This window comes from Gracilimonas sp. (assembly GCF_014762685.1).
Classification (GTDB): domain Bacteria; phylum Bacteroidota; class Rhodothermia; order Balneolales; family Balneolaceae; genus Gracilimonas.
Genome location: NZ_JABURM010000008.1, coordinates 197,223 through 215,533, shown reverse-complemented (window position 1 = coordinate 215,533; position 18,311 = coordinate 197,223). Strand labels below are relative to the sequence as shown.

Here is an 18,311-nt window from a genome sequence, read left to right as displayed (position 1 = left end):
TCCTAAACATCATTCAGGGCTTCGTTGAGTGCTTGCAGACTCTTCTTGGCATCCCCGAAAAACATCTGATTTTTTTCATCATAGAACAGTGGATTGTCGATGCCTGCGTAACCTGGACTCAGGCTTCGCTTGAAAATTACTGTGCGCTTAGCTTCATCCACATTGAGAATCGGCATGCCGTAAATGGGACTTCCGGGCTCAGTTTTAGCTACCGGGTTCACCACATCATTGGCTCCTATGATAAGTACCACATCCGTTGTTTTGAATTCCTGGTTGATTTGATCCATATCGAGGAGTTGATCGTAAGGAACATCCGCTTCGGCTAGGAGTACGTTCATGTGACCGGGCATGCGTCCGGCTACGGGGTGAATACCGTACTTAACTTGCACTCCACGTGCTTCGAGTTTCATGGCAACTTCTTTGAGAATATGTTGAGCTTGTGCTACAGCCAATCCGTAACCCGGCGCGATCACAACTTTAGAGGCATAAGCTACCTGAATAGCGAGGTCTTCAGCAGAGGTCTCCCGAACTGTTTTGTCACCGTCTTCACCACTGTCAGAACCTCCGGAGTCTCCGCCAAAAGCACCAAAAATCACGTTGGCTAGCGAACGGTTCATAGCCTTACACATAATTTGAGTAAGGATTAGTCCGGCTGCACCCACCAAGGCACCTGCAATAATGAGCAGATTGTTGCCGATCACAAAACCGGCCATGGATGCCGCCAATCCGGAATAAGAATTAAGCAGTGAAATAACCACCGGCATATCAGCTCCTCCAATAGGGATTACGGAAGTGACCCCGATCAACAGAGAAAGCCCAAGTATAATCCAGAAAATAGTTTGGTTGGTGGGATCAAAAGTGAAGAAGCCGATCAGGCCCAAAACGGCGATCATAGAACCGATGTTGATGACATTCAGGCCTGGAAAAGTGATGGCATTTCCGGAGATGAATCCCTTGAGCTTTCCAAAGGCAATAAAACTTCCGGTGAATGTCAGGGAACCGATAAAAATACCCAAACCGGTGGTAACCAAACTGTCGGGCGACATGGTGGTAGGATCCACCAACCGGGAAAATTCCCCCCAGGCAACTAAAGCAGAGGCACCGCCTCCAAATCCATTAAATACGGCAACCAGTTCCGGCATGGCGGTCATGGCTACTTTTTTGGCAAGTACGGCTCCGATTAAACCACCAATCAAAATACCGGCAATGATCCACTCAAAAGAAATGATTTGTTGGTCAAAGAGCGTAACCACAATTCCAATAAACATTCCCAGGGCAGCCAACTGATTACCCTTTCGAGCAGTAGCCGGGGAATTCAATAACTTCAACCCACGTATAAAAAAGAAGGTGGCAATCAGGTAAATGATTTGGATGGCGTCAGGTACAAATGGCAGAATAGCTTCCGGTAAAAACTGACTCATTGCTCATCCCCCTTTTTCTTGAACATCTCCAGCATGCGGTCGGTGACCATAAATCCGCCTACCACGTTAATGGTCGCAAACACAATGGCTACGAATCCAATGATCTGACTCATTTGGGAATCAAGCCCGGAATGACCGGCTACAATGAGGGCCCCCACAATGGTAATCCCTGAAATCGCATTAGCTCCACTCATAAGTGGCGTATGCAAGGTTGGAGGAACTTTTGAAATAAGTTCAAAGCCAATAAAACAGGCCAGAACAAAAATAAATAATGAAAAAATTAAGGCTGACATAATATTTTTATTTAGAACATCGAACATCCAACTTCGATGTTCCTTGTTGGATGTTCGATGTTCGTTATTCTTTAAGCATTGGGCTTATAATTTCACCTTGATGCGTAACGGTGGTGTTCAGTAAAATTTCGTCTTCAAAATCAAAATTGGGTTTGCCGTCTTTGATTAACAGATTTAACAAAGCATACATATTCTTGGAATAAAGTTTACTTGCATGCAGTGAAAGCTGGCTGGGTAAATTATTGGGTCCTACGATTTTTACTCCGTGCTTTTCAACGGTTTTTCCATGTTCAGTAAGTTCGCAATTCCCGCCATTTTCTGAGGCAATATCTACGATCACCGAACCGGGTGACATATCCGCCACCATTTCTTTGGTTATCAGTAAAGGGGCTGGGCGTCCGGGAATTAAGGCGGTCGTAATAACGATATCCGATTTTTTGGCATGCTCATGAATAACTTCACGTTGGCGATCCTGGCTGCTTTTGTCCAGTTCTTTAGCATAACCACCTTCGGTTTGGGTGACTGCTTCTTCCAGCGGTACTTCCACAAATTTAGCCCCAAGGCTTTCCACCTGTTCTTTTACTTCCGGGCGGATATCAAAAGCTTCTACAACAGAGCCTAATCTTTTAAGTGTGGCAATAGCTTGCAATCCGGCAACTCCGGCTCCCAATACCAATGATTTGGAAGGCGGTATGGTGCCCGCGGCAGTCATCATCATGGGCAGGTATTTATCGAGTTCATTGGCAGCGATCAAAGCAGATTTATATCCGGCAATGGAACTCATGGATGATAGAACATCCATATTTTGGGCCCGGGAAATTCGTGGAATGAAATCCATTCCCAATGCAGAGATCCCCAGTTTCTTCAAGGTATCTACTAATTTAGGATGTTGACGTGCCCACAGCAAACAAATCAGGATGCTGTTTTTTTTGAGCTTGGTTAATTCTGCTTCAGAAGGTGGATGGATGGTTAGCAGGATGTTAGATTTTGATATAATTTCATCCCGGTTGGCTGCAATCTGTGCTCCTGCTGTTTCATATTCCCCATTGGGAAAATTAGAGGAGGATCCCGCATTTGCTTCAACCCAAACTTCCAGCTCTTGTTTTACGATCTGTGTGGCCACTTCAGGGGTAAGAGCAACCCGTCGTTCATGTTCCGCTGTTTCTTTTAAAACTCCAACTATCACTTTGTATCCTTTATTAAAACGTTAAAAACAACATAATGAAATCAATGGATATCACAAATATAGGCAACAAATTTAAGTGGGTGCTTTAATACATAAAGAATATGAATTATTTATGAACTCGAAATAAGCTCACTCTATCAAATACATAGAGAATTAGAGAGGTAATTTTGTCTGATAAAACCTTATTATTGGGGTCGAATAAACAAAGGAAAAACTATTATGGAAGATATTGCCGGAAAAACATTTAATGTTGTAATTGTAGGGAGTGGCCCTGCAGGATTAACAGCTGCTTTGTATGCAGCAAGAGCTGATTTGAGCCCTATTGTATTTGAAGGGCCTGAGCCCGGGGGTCAGCTTATGACTACTACTGATGTAGAAAACTACCCCGGATACCCGGAAGGAGTGATGGGGCCTAAAATGATGCAGGATTTCCGTGAACAAGCCACACGCTTTGGCGCAGATTGCCGCTATGGGTATGTAACCGATATTGATTTTAGTGAACAGCCTTACAAAATTACCGTTGATGAAAAAACCGAGGTATACGCTCACTCCATCATTGCTTCTACAGGAGCTTCTGCAAAATGGCTGCATCTGGAAAGCGAGCAAAAATTACGTGGTAAAGGTGTTTCCGCTTGTGCAACGTGCGACGGGGCTTTTTTCCGCGATCAGCATGTAGTAGTGGTGGGTGGCGGTGATACCGCAATGGAAGAAGCTACCTTCCTGACCAAATTCGCAAGCAAGGTAACCGTCATTCACCGGCGAGATGAACTCCGTGCCTCCAAAGCAATGCAAACCCGCGCATTCAATAATGAGAAAATCGAATTTATGTGGGACAGTGAGCTCGCAGAAGTTCTTGGCGAGCAGGTGGTAGAAGGGGTGAAAGTTAAAAATCGAAATACCGGTGAAGTTACAACATTAGATGATGTAACCGGTGTTTTCATTGCCATCGGCCATAAGCCAAATACAGATTTGTTTAAAGGCGTAGTGGAAATGGATGATGTGGGCTATATTAAAACGAAAGGCCAGTCAACAGAAACTGACCAGCCCGGGTTGTTTGCATCCGGTGATGCAATGGATGCCGTATATCGGCAGGCGGTAACAGCGGCAGGTACCGGCTGTAAGGCTGCCCTGGATGCCGAGCGTTATTTAAGCGAAGCACTTGATGAAAAAGCAATCGCCGAGTCGCATTGGAAATGATTGACGAGTGATAAAGTGATGAAGTGGGCAAAAATTTGAACAGCGCTCACTTCATCACTCATCACTTAATCACTTCTTTTTCTTCTTCCCTACCGTTTTCTCTTCTTCCTTAGAATCAGACTTTTCTTTTTTTGATTTAGTCTCCGGTTCTTCCTCCTCATCTTCATCTTCAATATCAATGATCTCAGCATCTACGGAATACTCATCTTCGTCTGTGACTTCACGCTCTACAATGATTTGGTAATCATTTATGAACATGGCAAACATTCCGATGGCTGAAATTACCGGTGCCATGGCTCCAACCAATGCTGCCCCGGTTACCCCAAAGGCTAACTGGGTCTGAAATTTAATTTCTCCTTCCTTGTTCTTGATAATCAGTCGCCGCGCGCTTCCTTCTTTAATCAAATTTCTGATCTGCTTGATTACTTCATTAACACCACCCTGAATCTCTTGATAGATGGTTTTTGCCTTGTCTTTAGCTTCTTCTTTTTTCATGATATGTAAGATTTATGAAATTTTTTTGTAAGGAATTGCTTTCCCACCGCTCTAACTACGTAAATAGAATAAAAAAGATTCAGGTACAAAACATGCTTTCAAGAGTTTATTGCGCATCTACTGTCGGGGTAGATGCAAAAATTATTGACGTAGAGACTCATCACACCAACGGGTTGGTAAAATTCTTTTTGGTAGGCTTACCGGACCGCGCTGTTAAAGAGTCGCGGGACCGGGTGGAAGCGGCTATTCGAAATACCGGTTCTTATTATCCTTTGGGAAGGATAACGGCAAACCTGGCTCCGGCTGATCTCCCCAAGGAAGGAAATGGCTTTGATCTGCCCATCGCTATTGGGATTCTGAATATGTCGGGACAGCTTCACACGGATAAATTAGAGGATACCGTGATGCTGGGGGAGCTGGCTTTAGATGGAAAGATTCGCCCGGTAAAAGGTGTGCTTCCGGTAGCCGTTGAGGCCGCGAAAAAGGGATTCAAATACTTGATAGTACCCAAAGAAAATGGAGGAGAGGCTGCTGTGGTAGAGGAATTGGAGGTATTTCCCTTCGAACACTTAAACCAGGTAAAAGACTGGCTGGAAAATCGCGGCAGTATGGAACCGCTGAGAAGTAATGTGCAACAGTATTTCAATCAAAACGGAAAACATACACCCCTGGATTTCAGCGACGTGCGCGGACAGGAAAATGTAAAACGTGCCCTGGAAATCGCGGCGGCCGGAGGGCATAATGTGATTATGGTCGGCCCGCCCGGTTCCGGGAAAACTATGATGGCCCGGCGGATTCCCACTATTCTGCCACCCCTGACTTTAGAAGAAGCGCTGGAAACCACCAAAATCCATTCAGTATCGGGAATTTTGGAATCGGGGAAGGCACTGATCACTAAACGGCAGTTTCGTTCTCCACATCACACCGTCTCGGATGTGGCATTGGTGGGAGGCGGCAGCATTCCCATGCCGGGAGAAATATCTATGGCACACAACGGGGTGTTGTTTTTGGATGAGCTGCCGGAATTCAAGCGAAGTGCATTGGAAGTAATGCGTCAGCCACTGGAGGATGGGTTTGTTTCCATTTCGCGGGCAAGGATGAGCGTAACCTACCCCAGCCGGGTAATGCTGGTTGCTTCGATGAATCCATCACCATCAGGTGATTGGTACAACCCCCAGGAAATGAATGGGACTACTTCTATGCAAATGCAGCGATACCTCAGTAAAATAAGCGGCCCGCTTTTGGACCGGATTGATTTGCATATTGAGGTCCATAAAGTGAGTTATGAAGAACTTTCCGGAAAAGCCAAAGGGGAGTCATCAGCGGATATCAGGAAGCGGGTTATCAAAGCCCGGGAAATACAATCCAAACGCTTTATGGGGATGAAAGGCGTGTACAGCAATGCCCAGATGAGTACGCGTATGGTGCGCAAGGTGTGTAAGCTGGATGACGCCGGATCCAAAATCCTCAAAAAAGCGATCACCTCTCTGGGGCTTTCCGCAAGAGCCTATGATCGTATTCTGAAAGTAGCCCGCACCGTAGCCGATCTGGATCATTCTGAAGCCATTAAATCCAATCATGTTGCGGAAGCGATTCAGTATCGGAGCCTTGATCGTGAGGGATGGCTTGGTTAGGAATATTGAACATCCAACATCGAACAAGGAACATTCAACATTTAACGATTAAAGATGAATTATGAATAGGAAGAAATATGATTTACAGGAAAGGTTAATTTTGTTTTCTGTTATGATAATTCAGATAGTAAATAGATTACCAAAAACAGTAGTTGGTGTACATTTTGCCAAACAGCTTATTAAAAGTGGTACATCTTCCGCATTTCATCATGCGGAAGCGCAAAGTGCTGAATCGAGAAAGGATTTCATTCACAAACTAAAAATTGGACTTAAGGAGCTAAGGGAGACATTTGTAAATCTTCAAATACTTAAACGAACAAAAATATTGGATTCTTTTGAGTTTAAAGCTCTTCTAAAAGAAAATGACGAATTGATTTCAATTTTTGTCAGCAGCATCAAAACTGCAAGAAAGAACTTAAAAGCGAAGTAGTTCTGCCTTCGATGTTCCTTGCTCGATGTTGGATGTTTATTTCACATCTTCATGCGGTGTTATTAGTGAATGATTTTAATAAGATTATAGTCAGATATAAGTAAAAAAAGAGGCGGCTATGAAAAAAAGAACAGCATATTGGAAAGGTGGAATGATTTTCAGTTTACCGTTTTTGATCATTTTGATTTATTTGTTGTTGGTGCTATAAATCAGTTGATTCAGGCCGTGAAATTGGATAAGCTTTCCTTCGCATATTAATCCAAGATTACGCATATATTTTGTCCACTTTTGTTGATGTAGCTTTGCCGGCCGCAGTCCGAAAGCAGTTTACATATTACGTTCCCAGTCCGCTCGAAGCATCGGTTCAGCCCGGACAACGTGTATGGATTCCTTTTCGAAACTATTATGCTATTGGGGTGATTGTATATATTCATCAGCAAAAGCCTTCCTTTAAAACAAAGCCGGTTCGACAAATCCTGGATGAAGAGCCCATTTTATCCGAAGAACTCCTTAACCTGACCGAGTGGATTTCAAAGTTCTATTACAGCAGTTGGGGGGAAACGATACAAGCTGTATTGCCTGCCGGACTCAATTTTGTTTCCCGGAAGTACCTCAAGATCCCTGAGTCTGTTAACCCGGAAAAGCTTAATTCAGATGAACAGGAAATCATACATGATCTGCAAGAAAACAAATCTACCTTGGACGAAGCCAAAAAGCGGTGGAAGGGTACAGGTTTAAATAAAGTATTTTCAGGATTACTGAAAAAAAAGGTTGTTGAGATCTGGGAAGAGCCTGATCTCAAAGTAACGGTTGCTACTGAACGGGAATGGATTTGGGCGGATGGTAAAGATCAAAAAACGGCCAAGGCGTTCCTGGAAAGTGAAGAAACGAATAGAGAGTTAAAATGGACATCAGCGTTAGAAGAGCTGTCCGAAAAACTGCCCATTCGCCAATCGGCAATTCCGGAGGATTCGGTGTTCACTTCTTATACCCTCAAAAAATTACAGGATGAGAACTGGATTACGTTCCGGGAAGTGGAAAAGAAAACAGAGATAGAGCATTTGCAATATGATCCGGGTTCCATTAAAACATTGAATGAGGATCAACAGCACGCTTTTCAGAAAATAAGCGATTCACTGACCCAAAAAGAATTTGCCAATTATTTGTTATTTGGAATTACAGGAAGTGGAAAAACGGAAGTCTACATTCATGCGCTTAAGCAAGTGGTTGAAAGTGGCAAGGGCGGAATTGTGTTGGTTCCTGAAATTGCTCTCACCCCCCAAACGGTGTCACGGTTCTACAAAATTTTTGGAGATAAAATTGCAGTACTTCACAGCCGAATGACTAATCGTGAGAGACTGCGTGCCTGGAAAGATCTGAATTCAGGGAAGAAGAGTATAGCAATAGGGCCGCGCTCAGCCATTTTTGCACCGGTGCAAAATTTGGGGCTGATTATCCTGGATGAAGAACATGACAGCTCCTATAAACAAATGGATCCGGCGCCGAGATATCATGCCAGGGAAACAGCGATTGTTCGGGCTAAGATGAATGATGCCGTTATTATCATGGGGTCGGCGACTCCCAGCATGCAGGCACTGAACATGGCTGCCAAAGGCAAGTGTGATTTACTGGAGTTAAAAAAGCGCCATGCCGAAGCCGTTCTCCCTGAGGTGAAAATTTTGGATCTGAAACAGTACAAGGGAGCGATGAGAGGTGAACTGGCTGTCCCGCTTTTTATGGCTATGGAAGAAGCCCTGAAGAAAAAGGAACAAATCATCCTGCTCTACAATCGCCGCGGATATGCCAGTTATTTACAGTGCGAAGATTGCGGCCATATCCCACAAAGTCCTGAGTGCTCCGTGAGCCTTACCTATCACAAGCGCAAGAATTTGCTGATGGATCATTATTCAGGTTATTCCAGGCGGAAAGACACGCACTGTGAACAATGCGGTTCCCCCAACCTGAAAATTCAGGGATCGGGAACCCAGAATATAGAAGAGCAACTGGAGGAGTTATTTCCGGAAGCCAATATCATACGGTTTGACCGGGATTCCACTTCCCGGAAAGGCGCTCATGAGCGTATTCTAAACTCATTTGGAGATGGCGATGCAGATATCCTGATCGGGACACAGTTGGTTGCCAAGGGACTGGATTTCCCGAATGTGACCGTAGTTGGGGTGATTAATGCGGATACCGAACTTGCTTTCCCGTCTTTTCAGGCCACCGAGCGAATGTATCAGCTGTTGAGCCAGGTTTCGGGGCGATCGGGCCGGGGCGACAAGCCGGGCACCGTTTTCCTGCAAACACGACAGCCTGAGAATCCGGCCATTCAATACGCGAAAGAACACAATCACCGGGGGTTTGCCCGGCAGGAAATGGAATTCCGAAAGCCGCTTTACTATCCGCCTTACTCCCGGTTGATACGATTTGAGTTAAAGTCTTCCAAAGACCATGAAGTGAATATGGCGGCTCACGCCCTGAAAACTTCAATAGAACGAGTCGTACCGGAGGCTCCTGTTTTAGGGCCTTCGCCGGGAGCTATCCCCTGGATGAATAAAAAGTTCATTTGGGAGCTTACCTTAAAAATAGATCCGGAAAAGGGAGCAAATTATATTGAATTATTGCTTGTTAGAGTGATGAAAGTTTATGAGCAGGATATCAAAGGAAAATTTTCATCTGTGCGGGTAAATGTTAATGTGGACGCAATACAATAAAAGGTACAGCGTAAAAAACTTGCAAAAGGCCAAGCAAAGTTGGTACTTAAGAGCTGATTTGTACCCTATATAAACGGAACTGATTATGGGAGAAGAGCGTGTTAAGCTAGCAGACGATAATGAACAGGTTCAAACCTTCATGAAGCACGTGCTTCGCGATATGCGGGCACTCAAAACAATGCTGGATGAAGATTGGTTTGAGACTGACACTATGCGGATTGGAGCTGAACAGGAATTGTGTTTGGTAGACAGTCATGGAAAGGTACTTCCAAAATCCATGGAAGTGCTGGATGCGCTCGGCGAGGGAAATTATACGACTGAATTTGCCCGGTTTAACCTTGAAATCAATATGACTCCATTGGAGTTCAGCGGTAATTGTCTTTCGGAGATGGAGCATAACCTGCATAGTGGAGTAGAGAATGTGCGGAAAACTGTGCGGGAGATGGGCGGGGACATTTTGTTGACCGGAATTTTACCTACTATCCGAAAAATGGATGTGGATATAGAAAACCTCACCCCGCTTCAACGGTATGAAGCTTTATGCGAGGCCATCAACAAATTGCGGGGAAAGGAATATGAGCTTCGAATCCAGGGAATGGATGAGTTGCTTATGAAATTTGATTCGCCCCTGCTCGAGGCTTGTAATACCGGTTTCCAGGTTCATCAGCAGGTGAGGCCGGATGAATTTACGAGCCGGTACAATATTGCACAGGCTGTTACGGCCCCTGTTTTAGCATGTGCGGTGAATTCTCCGGTTTTATTCGGGAAACGGCTTTGGGCGGAAACCCGGATTGCACTTTTTCATCAATCAGTGGATACGCGACAGGTGGGTGAACACCTGCGGGATTCGAGTCCGCGCGTAACCTTTGGTAACGGATGGTTGGAAGGCAGTATCCTTGATATTTATAAAGAAGATATTTCCCGCTACCGCGTGATGCTCAGCTCTAATGCAGAGGAAAAGGTAGAAGAAAAGATGAAAGAGGGAAGGGCTCCTGATTTGATGGCTTTGCAAGTCCACAATTCTACGGTGTACCGGTGGAATCGCCCTTGTTATGGGATTTCTAATGGAAAACCTCATTTACGTATTGAAAACCGCGTCTTTCCCTCCGGGCCTACGGTAGTGGATGAAGTAGCCAACGCTGCTTTTTGGTTAGGTTTGCTCAATGGATTTGAAGATGAATATGACGACATCACCAAAGAAATGGATTTTGACGATGCCCGCATGAATTTCTTTGCAGCTGCTAAACTGGGGCTGGATACAAAATTTAACTGGACCAATGACCGTAAAATAACTGCTGTAGATTTAATCAAAGAAGAACTCATCCCCATTGCCCGCAACGGGTTGAAAAAGGCAGATATTAATGCTTCGGATATCGATACGTATTTAAGTGTAATTGAAGAGCGGGTAAATACGGCTCAGACCGGATCGTATTGGGTGGTGAAGTCGTATGGAAACCTTATTAAGGAAGGTAATCGCGAACAAACGCTATCGGCTATTACCAACGCGATGATCAAAAATCAGAAAAAAGGAGAACCGGCGCATAAGTGGGGGCTTGCTAAGATCGAAGACATGGATCACTGGAAGCCGTCAAAGCTGATGGTAGAAGAATTTATGACTACTGATTTGTTCACCGTCAGGAAAGATGATATTCTGGAATTTGTAGCCAACCTGCTCGACTGGCGAAGGATTCGATATATCCCGGTTGAAGATGACCAAAAGCACTTGATGGGACTCATCACCATGCGTAAAGTGCTGCGTGAATACACGAAAGTAGTGAACGAAGATGAAGAAGCGTCCATTACTCAAACTGTGGATGATATTATGGAGCAAAACCCGGTTACCATTCATCCGGAAGCATCCATTATGGAGGCGATGGAGATTATGCAGGATCAAAAAATAGGCTGCCTGCCCGTAGTGAAAAACAGCCGGCTGGTCGGGGTGATTACCGAAGATAATTTTATGAACATCACCCGCCGCCTGCTTCAGGTATTAGATAACGAGAAAAAGAATAAGGAAGAATGAAGTTATAAAAGTGATGAAGTAAGCATTACGAAGTTATTTGCTAAGTAATACTTTATCACTCGTCACTTTATCACTTTTAAAATTGAATATTTTGCAGGAGACAAAAAAGGAAATATCACAAACAGAAAACATTGAATACTCAGACCGCCTGATTGGGGATTTGAAAGGCACAAGCTCGGGCCCAATAGTTATCGCATTGTCAGGGATTCATGGGAATGAACCTACCGGCATTGAGGCTATCCGGCATATTTTGGAAAAGCTGGAATCCAAAAGATCAGTATTTCATGGCCGCTTTTTGGGGTTGATTGGGAACATTGAGGCCCTCCGGGAGCGCAAAAGATATATTGACGAAGACATGAACCGCATATGGTTTACTTCTATCTTGGATAAAATCCGGCGCACTTCAATTGATGAGGTTATGACGGCTGAACGGAGAGAAACCAAGAAACTGCTCGAAATTATCGATCCGTTTATCCTGGAGGAAAAACCCAAACACCCGGTTATATTTGTAGATTTACACAGTTTTTCGGCTGAAAGCGGGTTGTTTGTAATCAGCACGCGGGATGAGCGTAATATTGAGCTGTTGGCTCAGCTTCGGGTCCCCCTCATTTTTGGAATTGAAAAAGCATTGCACGGAACGGCACTCAAGTATATACAGAATACCGGCAATATCGGTTTTGCATTTGAAACGGGGCAGCATTTCACGGAGTTTGCCGAAGATAATGCCACCGCTGGGCTTATGTGCATGCTGGTAGCCGCAGGCTGCATTTCCGCCTCAGAAATTGACGACTTTGCCCGATACTATGATTATTTGAAGGCTCAAACAGACGATCTGCCGCACAAAGTTGAATTTCTATACAAGCACATCATTGAACCGGACGACCGCTTTGAAATGCGCCCCGGCTTTAAAAACTTTGACCGCGTTCAAAAAGGAGACTGGCTGGCCAACGACCGCCACGGGAAAATTTTGGCACAGCGAACCGGCTATATCCTGATGCCGCTCTACCAGCAGCAGGGCGAGGACGGATTTTTTATTGTACAGGAGTGTGAATAACTGTACCACAAAACCTTGAATACTAATTTTTTAATCCGGAATTAGTTCTTGTTGGGTGGGCTACAGTTTCCGTATGTTTATAAACTATATATTTTGGTAAAATTTTTGTGAACTTTGTGATTTAAAGATGAAAAACGATTACGAATTTATTGACGGCACGCGGCTTTCTTCGGTGATTGAAGCACTGATTTTCGCCAGCGACGAACCGATTCCGGGGTCCAAGATCCGCGAGATTATTGTGGAGAATGAAGAACAAATTGAGATCACGGAAGATACGGTTCAGGATTTTGTGGACAAGCTGAACGAGCGCTATGATGAAAACGGCCTCAGTTTCCGCATTCAGTTATTGGGTGGGGGATATACGTTTGTGACCGAAACGAAATACCATTACTGGCTGAGTGTTTTTCAGCATGAGAACGCATACCGGAAATTGTCTCAGTCGGCTATTGAATCGCTGGCTATTGTAGCCTACCGCCAGCCCATTACCAAGCCGGAAGTAGATCAAATTCGCGGCGTGGACTCCGGCTATATTCTGCGCCAACTGATGGAAAAGGCACTTATTGAAGTTTCAGGGCGCGCTGATAGTCCCGGGAAACCGCTGCTGTACAGAACCACTAAGCATTTTTTAACCCATTTCGGAATCAATTCGGTAGATGAATTGCCGAAACCGCGTGAGATTGACGAGATCCTCAAAGATGATGACATGGCGGAGCACCGGCAGTTATTGATGGAGCGTCAGCTGATGATGGATGAAATGGAAGCAGAGGGTCAGGACGAAAATGAAACCGGGGAACAAGAGGACGCCCCGATGTCTAATAATGAGGAACAGGCTAAATCAAAAAATCCCGCCGAACAAAATGGAGAAGACCAAACTACGGATGAGGAAGAATGAGCAATAATAAAAATAAAGGAAAGAGAAGGCCGAAAAATAAGGCGGATGATAAGAAGGCTGCCAAGGTAGACCAGAATTATTCGCAGACGGAAGAAATACGGCTTAACAAATTTATAGCACACGCAGGCTTTTGCTCACGCAGGGAGGCAGATACGTATATCTCAGCCGGGAAAGTGCAAGTGAATGGTCAGGTTACCACAGAGCTTGGGACGAAAGTCCGCCGAAAAGATACCGTGGTAGTTGACGGGCAAAACCTGAGCCTGGAACCATTTGTGTACCTGCTGCTTCACAAATCAAAAGATGTGATTACAACCACGGATGATGAAAAAGATCGCACCACCGTGATGGATCAGATCGAGGATGCCACCGGTTACAGGGTTTATCCTGTCGGAAGGTTGGACCGGAATACAACCGGGTTATTGATTTTAACCAATGACGGGGATTTGGCACATCGTTTAATGCACCCCAGTTACAGCGTTCGGAAAACCTACCAAGTTGGAACCGAAAAACCGCTGACGGAAGCTCAGCTGGAACAATTCCTTGAAGGAGTGGAGCTGGAGGATGGGATCGCCAAAGGTTACAATATCACTCAGTTTGTAGATGACCCCACAACTTTTGAAATGTCCGTTTTCGAAGGGCGCAATAGGTTAATCCGTCGGATGGTTGAATTTCATGGAACGGTAGTCACCAAGCTCAAGCGGATTGAATACGCCGGGCTCACTCTTAAAGATGTTCCTATGGGCCGCTGGAGATTTTTGCGGCAAAATGAAATTAATGCGATGCGAAAATTGGTTAAACTGGACACCTTGGATTTTAATAAGAGTAAATAAAATAATTATTTCATGGAAGTTAGCAGCATTTCAATATCATCCGGACAGGTAAAATCGACTGAAGGGTTACCCATCCGCTATGATTTATATTCACCTATTTCAAGAAACGGATTAAGTTTTCCGGTGATTATTTTTCTGCATGGATTTAAAGGATTTAAAGATTGGGGCCCATTTCCGGACGTGTGTGAGGAAATGGCACGAGCCGGATATGGAGTAGTTGCCATGAATTTTTCTTTAAATGGTATTGGGGAAAATAAAACCGAATTCACCGAGATGGATTTATTTGAGCGCGAGACTTTTTCCCAAGACCTCGATGATATTGGAACAGTGATTGATGCACTTCAAAAAGGAGAGGTCACGGACAAACATTCCAGCTTAAATACAGATACTATTGGGTTGCTTGGCCATTCCCGTGGGGGGCATACTGCAATATCGGCAGCGGTTGAATATGACCCGGTTCAATGTTTGGTGACATGGTCGGCAGTAGCTGATTACCGGGAGCGCTGGACCGAGGAGATGAAAAAAGATTGGGAAAAACAGGGATATACCGAAATCGAAAACAGCCGTACCGGCCAGAAAATGAAAGTCGGAAAAGTTGTATATGAAGATTCGATAGATAATGCAGACCGGGTGATAGCAATAGAGCGGGTGAAAGAACTCCGCATACCCACTTTGTTTATTCACGGCAGAGATGATGAATCCGTTCCCTATACCGATTCGGAAAAACTGCACATTGCATGTGAAGCCCGTGATAAAGAACTTCGGTTAGTGGCCAACGGTACGCATACATATGGTGCGGGACACCCATTCGAAGATCAGGACTTCCCCAAGCCTTTCTCAGAAGTATTGGATTGGACAGAGGGTTGGTTTGTAGAACATTTGAGATAACAATACCTCATCCACATACTCATTAAAGAAAGCTGGTCATACGATCAGTTTTGCTTGTTTGTAAAAGACTTAAAAAGAAGCGCTCAGACTCATTTGGATAAGATTTTAGGTTTTATTTAATGAAAAATTAGAGTATTGTAGCGGTACTTATATTAACCCTAACAAATCAATAGTTATGAAAAAGCTCCTCCAACTCAGCAGTTGTTTTATGTTGCTGTTATTTGTATCAGTTGGGACGCTACAGGCACAAACAGTTTCAGGTGTAGTAGTTTCTGCTGAAGACAATGAACCATTACCCAGTATTACAGTTTTGGTTAAAGGTACCAACAAAGGTACTGCCACTAATCTGGACGGTGAATATGAATTAGAACTAACAAGCGAAGAATTTGAGACCGGTACACTTGTTTTTTCAGGTGTAGGGTTTGTTCGTCAGGAAGTCGCTGTTAACGGTCGGCGAACAATTGATATAGAACTTGCAACAGATACTCAACTTCTTGATGAAGTAGTAGTAGTTGGTTTTGGGTCGATTGTGCGGGAAGACATGACCGGAAACATTGCAAGTGTTAAAAGCAAGGAACTTGCAGAGGTGCCGGTAAACAGTTTTGAATCAGCACTTCAGGGTAAAACTTCCGGTGTATTTATTCAGAAAAGTAATGGAAAACTAGGACAGGGTATTAATATTCGGGTACGTGGTACCTCATCCGTATCTGCAAGCAGTCAACCCCTTTATGTGATTGATGGCATTCCGGTGATTTCAGAAAGTCAGTCCCAAACTGCTGACACAAACCCTCTTGCGGATCTTAATATTGATGACATTGAATCTGTAGATATCCTTAAAGATGCATCTGCTGCCGCTATTTATGGTTCACGCGGAGCAAATGGGGTGATTTTGATCACTACAAAATCAGGCCAGGCAGGAGATACCCAAATAAATGTTTCGTACGAACGAGGATACAGTACAGAAACAAACCGGGTAGAATTTTTGAACACCGATGAATATATCGAGTTATTTACAGAAGCAGCTGAACGGTCGCCTTTTGGAGATCTTTCTGGTGCTTATTTGGAAAATAACTGGTTTGATTACTTTGCTCAAGGTACTGATTGGCAAAATCGGGAGATAGATGTAGACTGGCAGGATGAATCTTTTCAAGATGCCAGCAATACAGATTTTGGTGTTCAAATAAGCGGCGGTACGGAGAAAACCCGTTTCTTTGTATCCGGTGGCTTCAGTGATCAGATTGGTATCATCCGTGGAAATGAGTTTAACCGAATAAATACCAGGTTAAATCTGGATCATACTGCTTCCGACAAATTTGAAGTTGGAATGAACCTTGGTCTTTCCAGAACTGAAAATATCCGTGTTTCTAACGATAATGCCTTTTCAACTCCCCTGCAGGCAATTGCACAACCTCCGATGTCACCAGTGTACACTCCTCAATTTGAGAATGGTAATTTGACTGGCTTCAGTGATGTTCCTAACGAAAATACCTTGTACTACAACTTCCTGAGACATGTTCAGGGTGTAAATAATAATCAGACCGTATTCAGAAACATTGGCAATCTCTATGCAAATTACGAGATCATGAGTAATCTTGCTTTCAGAAGTGAAGCCGGTTTGGATCTGCTTTTTCAAAATGAGGATTATTTTGCAGACAGCAATACTAATGTTGGGGAAAACACCAATGGTTACGGTGATTCCCGATGGGTAAACTTGGTGAATTACACCTTAAATAACTACCTGACTTGGAATCAGCAGTTTAACGATAATCATCAGCTTACCACTGTGGCTGGTGTGACTTTTGAGAGCTCTGATCGATATCAAACGTTTGTATCGGGTACAAATTTCCCAACTGATAGTTTTAGAAAGCTAGCCAGTGCAGCTGAAATAACAGGTGGTAACACGACTGAGACGGAATATAAATATTTGTCTTATTTTGCTCGTGCGAATTATAAATTCAGTGACCGTTACCTGTTATCAGGTAGTGCTCGTGTAGATGGCTCCTCCCGTTTTGGTGAAAACTCCAGATATGGTTTCTTTCCAGCAGTTTCTGCCGGATGGATCATGTCTGAAGAGAATTTTTTGAGCGATTTGGACGCCCTTAGCTTCCTTAAACTGAGAGCAAGTTACGGTCTTACAGGTAACTCTAACGTAGGTAATTTTCCATCCCGCGGACTTTATGGCGGAACCGGATATGGCGGAAGTTCTGGATTGGTGCCTTCGCAGACTCCTAACCCGGATCTAAAGTGGGAACGTACTGCACAGTACAACTTTGGTCTTGATTTTGCTTTCTTCGATGACAGGATTGGTGGTGAGATCGATTACTACGTTAAGAAAACAGATGATCTTTTGTTGAATGTAAACGTACCTGCAACTACAGGTTATACCAGTCAACTTAGAAACGTAGGTGAGCTCGAAAACAAAGGTTTTGAGTTTGTGATCAATACGCAAAATACAGTTGGTGTTTTCAGTTGGAGTTCCAGCTTTAATATTGCATACAATGAGAATAAAGTCACTGACTTAGATGGTCAGGTTATTGAAGGCGGATTTCTTAACCGTGCCATTGAAGGCGAACCAATTGCTGTTATGTTCGGAAAAGAATATGCCGGTGTTGATCCTGACAATGGTGATGCCTTGTATTACGTACATAGTGCAGATGGTAAAGATTACGATGCAGGAACTACCAACGATTATTCAGCTGCCAATGATGTTGTGATAGGTAATCCGAATCCTGATTTTGTAGGTGGGCTAACGAATAACTTCAATTACAAAAACTTTGATCTGGGTGTTTTACTGCAGTTTGTTTCCGGTAATGATATCTACAACGGTGGTGGTCGTTATCAGTCAGCTAATGGTGATTTCTTTGATAATCAAACCAAAGATCAGCTTAATCGCTGGCAAGAACCAGGGGATGTAACTGATGTGCCTGAAGCAAGGTTATTTGGTTCAAATGGTAGTAACCCATCTTCCAGATATATTTCTGACGGTTCATACCTGAGACTCAAATCCGTGACACTGGGATATACCCTGCCTCAAGACCTGCTTTCCAAATTGCAGTTGAGAGATGTCAGAATATACATGACCGGATTAAATTTGCTGACCTTTACTGATTATGAAGGTTGGGATCCAGAGGTTAACACTGACCTTTATGATCTGTCTAATAACCTGAACATTGGTAATGATTTCTATTCTGCACCGCAGGCCAGAACCATTTCCTTTGGTATAAACATTGGTTTCTAAAACAGATTCATTCAGA

At 43.9% G+C, this 18,311-nt stretch carries 14 protein-coding genes; 10 read left to right on the top strand and 4 right to left on the bottom strand.

All coding sequences use genetic code 11. The features are described from left to right. Window positions 1-2: 2 nt before the first annotated feature. The 3 genes from HUJ22_RS14625 to HUJ22_RS14615 all read right to left on the bottom strand — a co-directional run bounded on the left by HUJ22_RS14625 (window position 3) and on the right by HUJ22_RS14615 (window position 2,900). On the bottom strand, window positions 3-1,421 hold the full coding sequence (locus HUJ22_RS14625) for an NAD(P)(+) transhydrogenase (Re/Si-specific) subunit beta (RefSeq protein ID WP_290878435.1): 1,419 nt from the start codon (window positions 1,419-1,421) through the stop codon (window positions 3-5). Beyond that, on the bottom strand, window positions 1,418-1,717 hold the full coding sequence (locus HUJ22_RS14620) for an NAD(P) transhydrogenase subunit alpha (protein ID WP_366871106.1): 300 nt from the start codon (window positions 1,715-1,717) through the stop codon (window positions 1,418-1,420). Before HUJ22_RS14620 ends, HUJ22_RS14625 begins: the two co-directional genes overlap by 4 nt. A gap of 61 nt (window positions 1,718-1,778) precedes the next feature. Beyond that, complete coding sequence (locus HUJ22_RS14615; protein WP_290878433.1) at window positions 1,779-2,900, bottom strand: Re/Si-specific NAD(P)(+) transhydrogenase subunit alpha; 1,122 nt, start codon at window positions 2,898-2,900, stop codon at window positions 1,779-1,781. Window positions 2,901-3,119: 219 nt separating this feature from the next. Here HUJ22_RS14615 and trxB point away from each other — a divergent pair, with 219 nt between their 5' ends. Continuing rightward, entirely contained in the window at window positions 3,120-4,097 is a 978-nt protein-coding gene (gene trxB / locus HUJ22_RS14610; RefSeq protein ID WP_290878432.1) for a thioredoxin-disulfide reductase, read from the top strand. 69 nt (window positions 4,098-4,166) lie between these two features. On the opposite strand, the gene HUJ22_RS14605 is transcribed toward trxB, so the two are convergent. Next, window positions 4,167-4,592, bottom strand: a complete 426-nt coding sequence (locus tag HUJ22_RS14605) for a DUF4342 domain-containing protein (RefSeq protein ID WP_290878431.1) — start codon at window positions 4,590-4,592, stop codon at window positions 4,167-4,169. A gap of 92 nt (window positions 4,593-4,684) precedes the next feature. On the opposite strand from HUJ22_RS14605, the gene HUJ22_RS14600 reads away from it, so the two are divergent. The 9 genes from HUJ22_RS14600 to HUJ22_RS14560 all read left to right on the top strand — a co-directional run bounded on the left by HUJ22_RS14600 (window position 4,685) and on the right by HUJ22_RS14560 (window position 18,295). Then, window positions 4,685-6,226: a YifB family Mg chelatase-like AAA ATPase gene (locus HUJ22_RS14600; protein ID WP_290878430.1), complete on the top strand. Its 1,542-nt coding sequence runs from the start codon at window positions 4,685-4,687 to the stop codon at window positions 6,224-6,226. Window positions 6,227-6,287: 61 nt separating this feature from the next. Next, complete coding sequence (locus HUJ22_RS14595) at window positions 6,288-6,656, top strand: four helix bundle protein (RefSeq protein WP_290878429.1); 369 nt, start codon at window positions 6,288-6,290, stop codon at window positions 6,654-6,656. A gap of 278 nt (window positions 6,657-6,934) precedes the next feature. Continuing rightward, window positions 6,935-9,370 carry a primosomal protein N' gene (priA, locus tag HUJ22_RS14590; RefSeq protein WP_290878428.1) on the top strand — a complete coding sequence of 812 codons (2,436 nt, stop codon included), beginning with the start codon at window positions 6,935-6,937 and terminating at the stop codon, window positions 9,368-9,370. A gap of 85 nt (window positions 9,371-9,455) precedes the next feature. Beyond that, entirely contained in the window at window positions 9,456-11,393 is a 1,938-nt protein-coding gene (locus HUJ22_RS14585; protein ID WP_290878427.1) for a CBS domain-containing protein, read from the top strand. A 91-nt stretch (window positions 11,394-11,484) separates the two neighbouring features. Continuing rightward, on the top strand, window positions 11,485-12,447 hold the full coding sequence (locus HUJ22_RS14580; protein ID WP_290878426.1) for a succinylglutamate desuccinylase/aspartoacylase family protein: 963 nt from the start codon (window positions 11,485-11,487) through the stop codon (window positions 12,445-12,447). Window positions 12,448-12,574: 127 nt separating this feature from the next. After that, window positions 12,575-13,339 carry an SMC-Scp complex subunit ScpB gene (scpB, locus tag HUJ22_RS14575; protein WP_290878425.1) on the top strand — a complete coding sequence of 255 codons (765 nt, stop codon included), beginning with the start codon at window positions 12,575-12,577 and terminating at the stop codon, window positions 13,337-13,339. Beyond that, the gene (locus HUJ22_RS14570; protein WP_290878424.1) at window positions 13,336-14,169 is read left to right on the top strand and encodes a pseudouridine synthase; all 834 of its coding nucleotides are present in this window, start codon (window positions 13,336-13,338) and stop codon (window positions 14,167-14,169) included. The genes scpB and HUJ22_RS14570 overlap by 4 nt, the downstream gene beginning before the upstream one ends. Window positions 14,170-14,181: 12 nt before the next feature. Then, window positions 14,182-15,057, top strand: coding sequence for an alpha/beta hydrolase (locus HUJ22_RS14565; protein WP_290878423.1), 876 nt, complete (start codon window positions 14,182-14,184; stop codon window positions 15,055-15,057). A 175-nt stretch (window positions 15,058-15,232) separates the two neighbouring features. Next, window positions 15,233-18,295 carry a TonB-dependent receptor gene (locus HUJ22_RS14560; protein ID WP_290878422.1) on the top strand — a complete coding sequence of 1,021 codons (3,063 nt, stop codon included), beginning with the start codon at window positions 15,233-15,235 and terminating at the stop codon, window positions 18,293-18,295. The last annotated feature ends 16 nt before the right edge of the window (window positions 18,296-18,311 follow it).

Bases quoted from the DNA above. Each gene is read 5' to 3' on its own strand.
- HUJ22_RS14625 (WP_290878435.1), bottom strand. From the start codon at position 1,421: ATGAGTCAGTTTTTACCGGAAGCTATTCTGCCATTTGTACCTGACGCC.
- trxB (WP_290878432.1), top strand. From the start codon at position 3,120: ATGGAAGATATTGCCGGAAAAACATTTAATGTTGTAATTGTAGGGAGT.
- HUJ22_RS14605 (WP_290878431.1), bottom strand. From the start codon at position 4,592: ATGAAAAAAGAAGAAGCTAAAGACAAGGCAAAAACCATCTATCAAGAG.
- HUJ22_RS14600 (WP_290878430.1), top strand. From the start codon at position 4,685: ATGCTTTCAAGAGTTTATTGCGCATCTACTGTCGGGGTAGATGCAAAA.
- HUJ22_RS14595 (WP_290878429.1), top strand. From the start codon at position 6,288: ATGAATAGGAAGAAATATGATTTACAGGAAAGGTTAATTTTGTTTTCT.
- HUJ22_RS14585 (WP_290878427.1), top strand. From the start codon at position 9,456: ATGGGAGAAGAGCGTGTTAAGCTAGCAGACGATAATGAACAGGTTCAA.
- scpB (WP_290878425.1), top strand. From the start codon at position 12,575: ATGAAAAACGATTACGAATTTATTGACGGCACGCGGCTTTCTTCGGTG.
- HUJ22_RS14570 (WP_290878424.1), top strand. From the start codon at position 13,336: ATGAGCAATAATAAAAATAAAGGAAAGAGAAGGCCGAAAAATAAGGCG.
- HUJ22_RS14565 (WP_290878423.1), top strand. From the start codon at position 14,182: ATGGAAGTTAGCAGCATTTCAATATCATCCGGACAGGTAAAATCGACT.
- HUJ22_RS14560 (WP_290878422.1), top strand. From the start codon at position 15,233: ATGAAAAAGCTCCTCCAACTCAGCAGTTGTTTTATGTTGCTGTTATTT.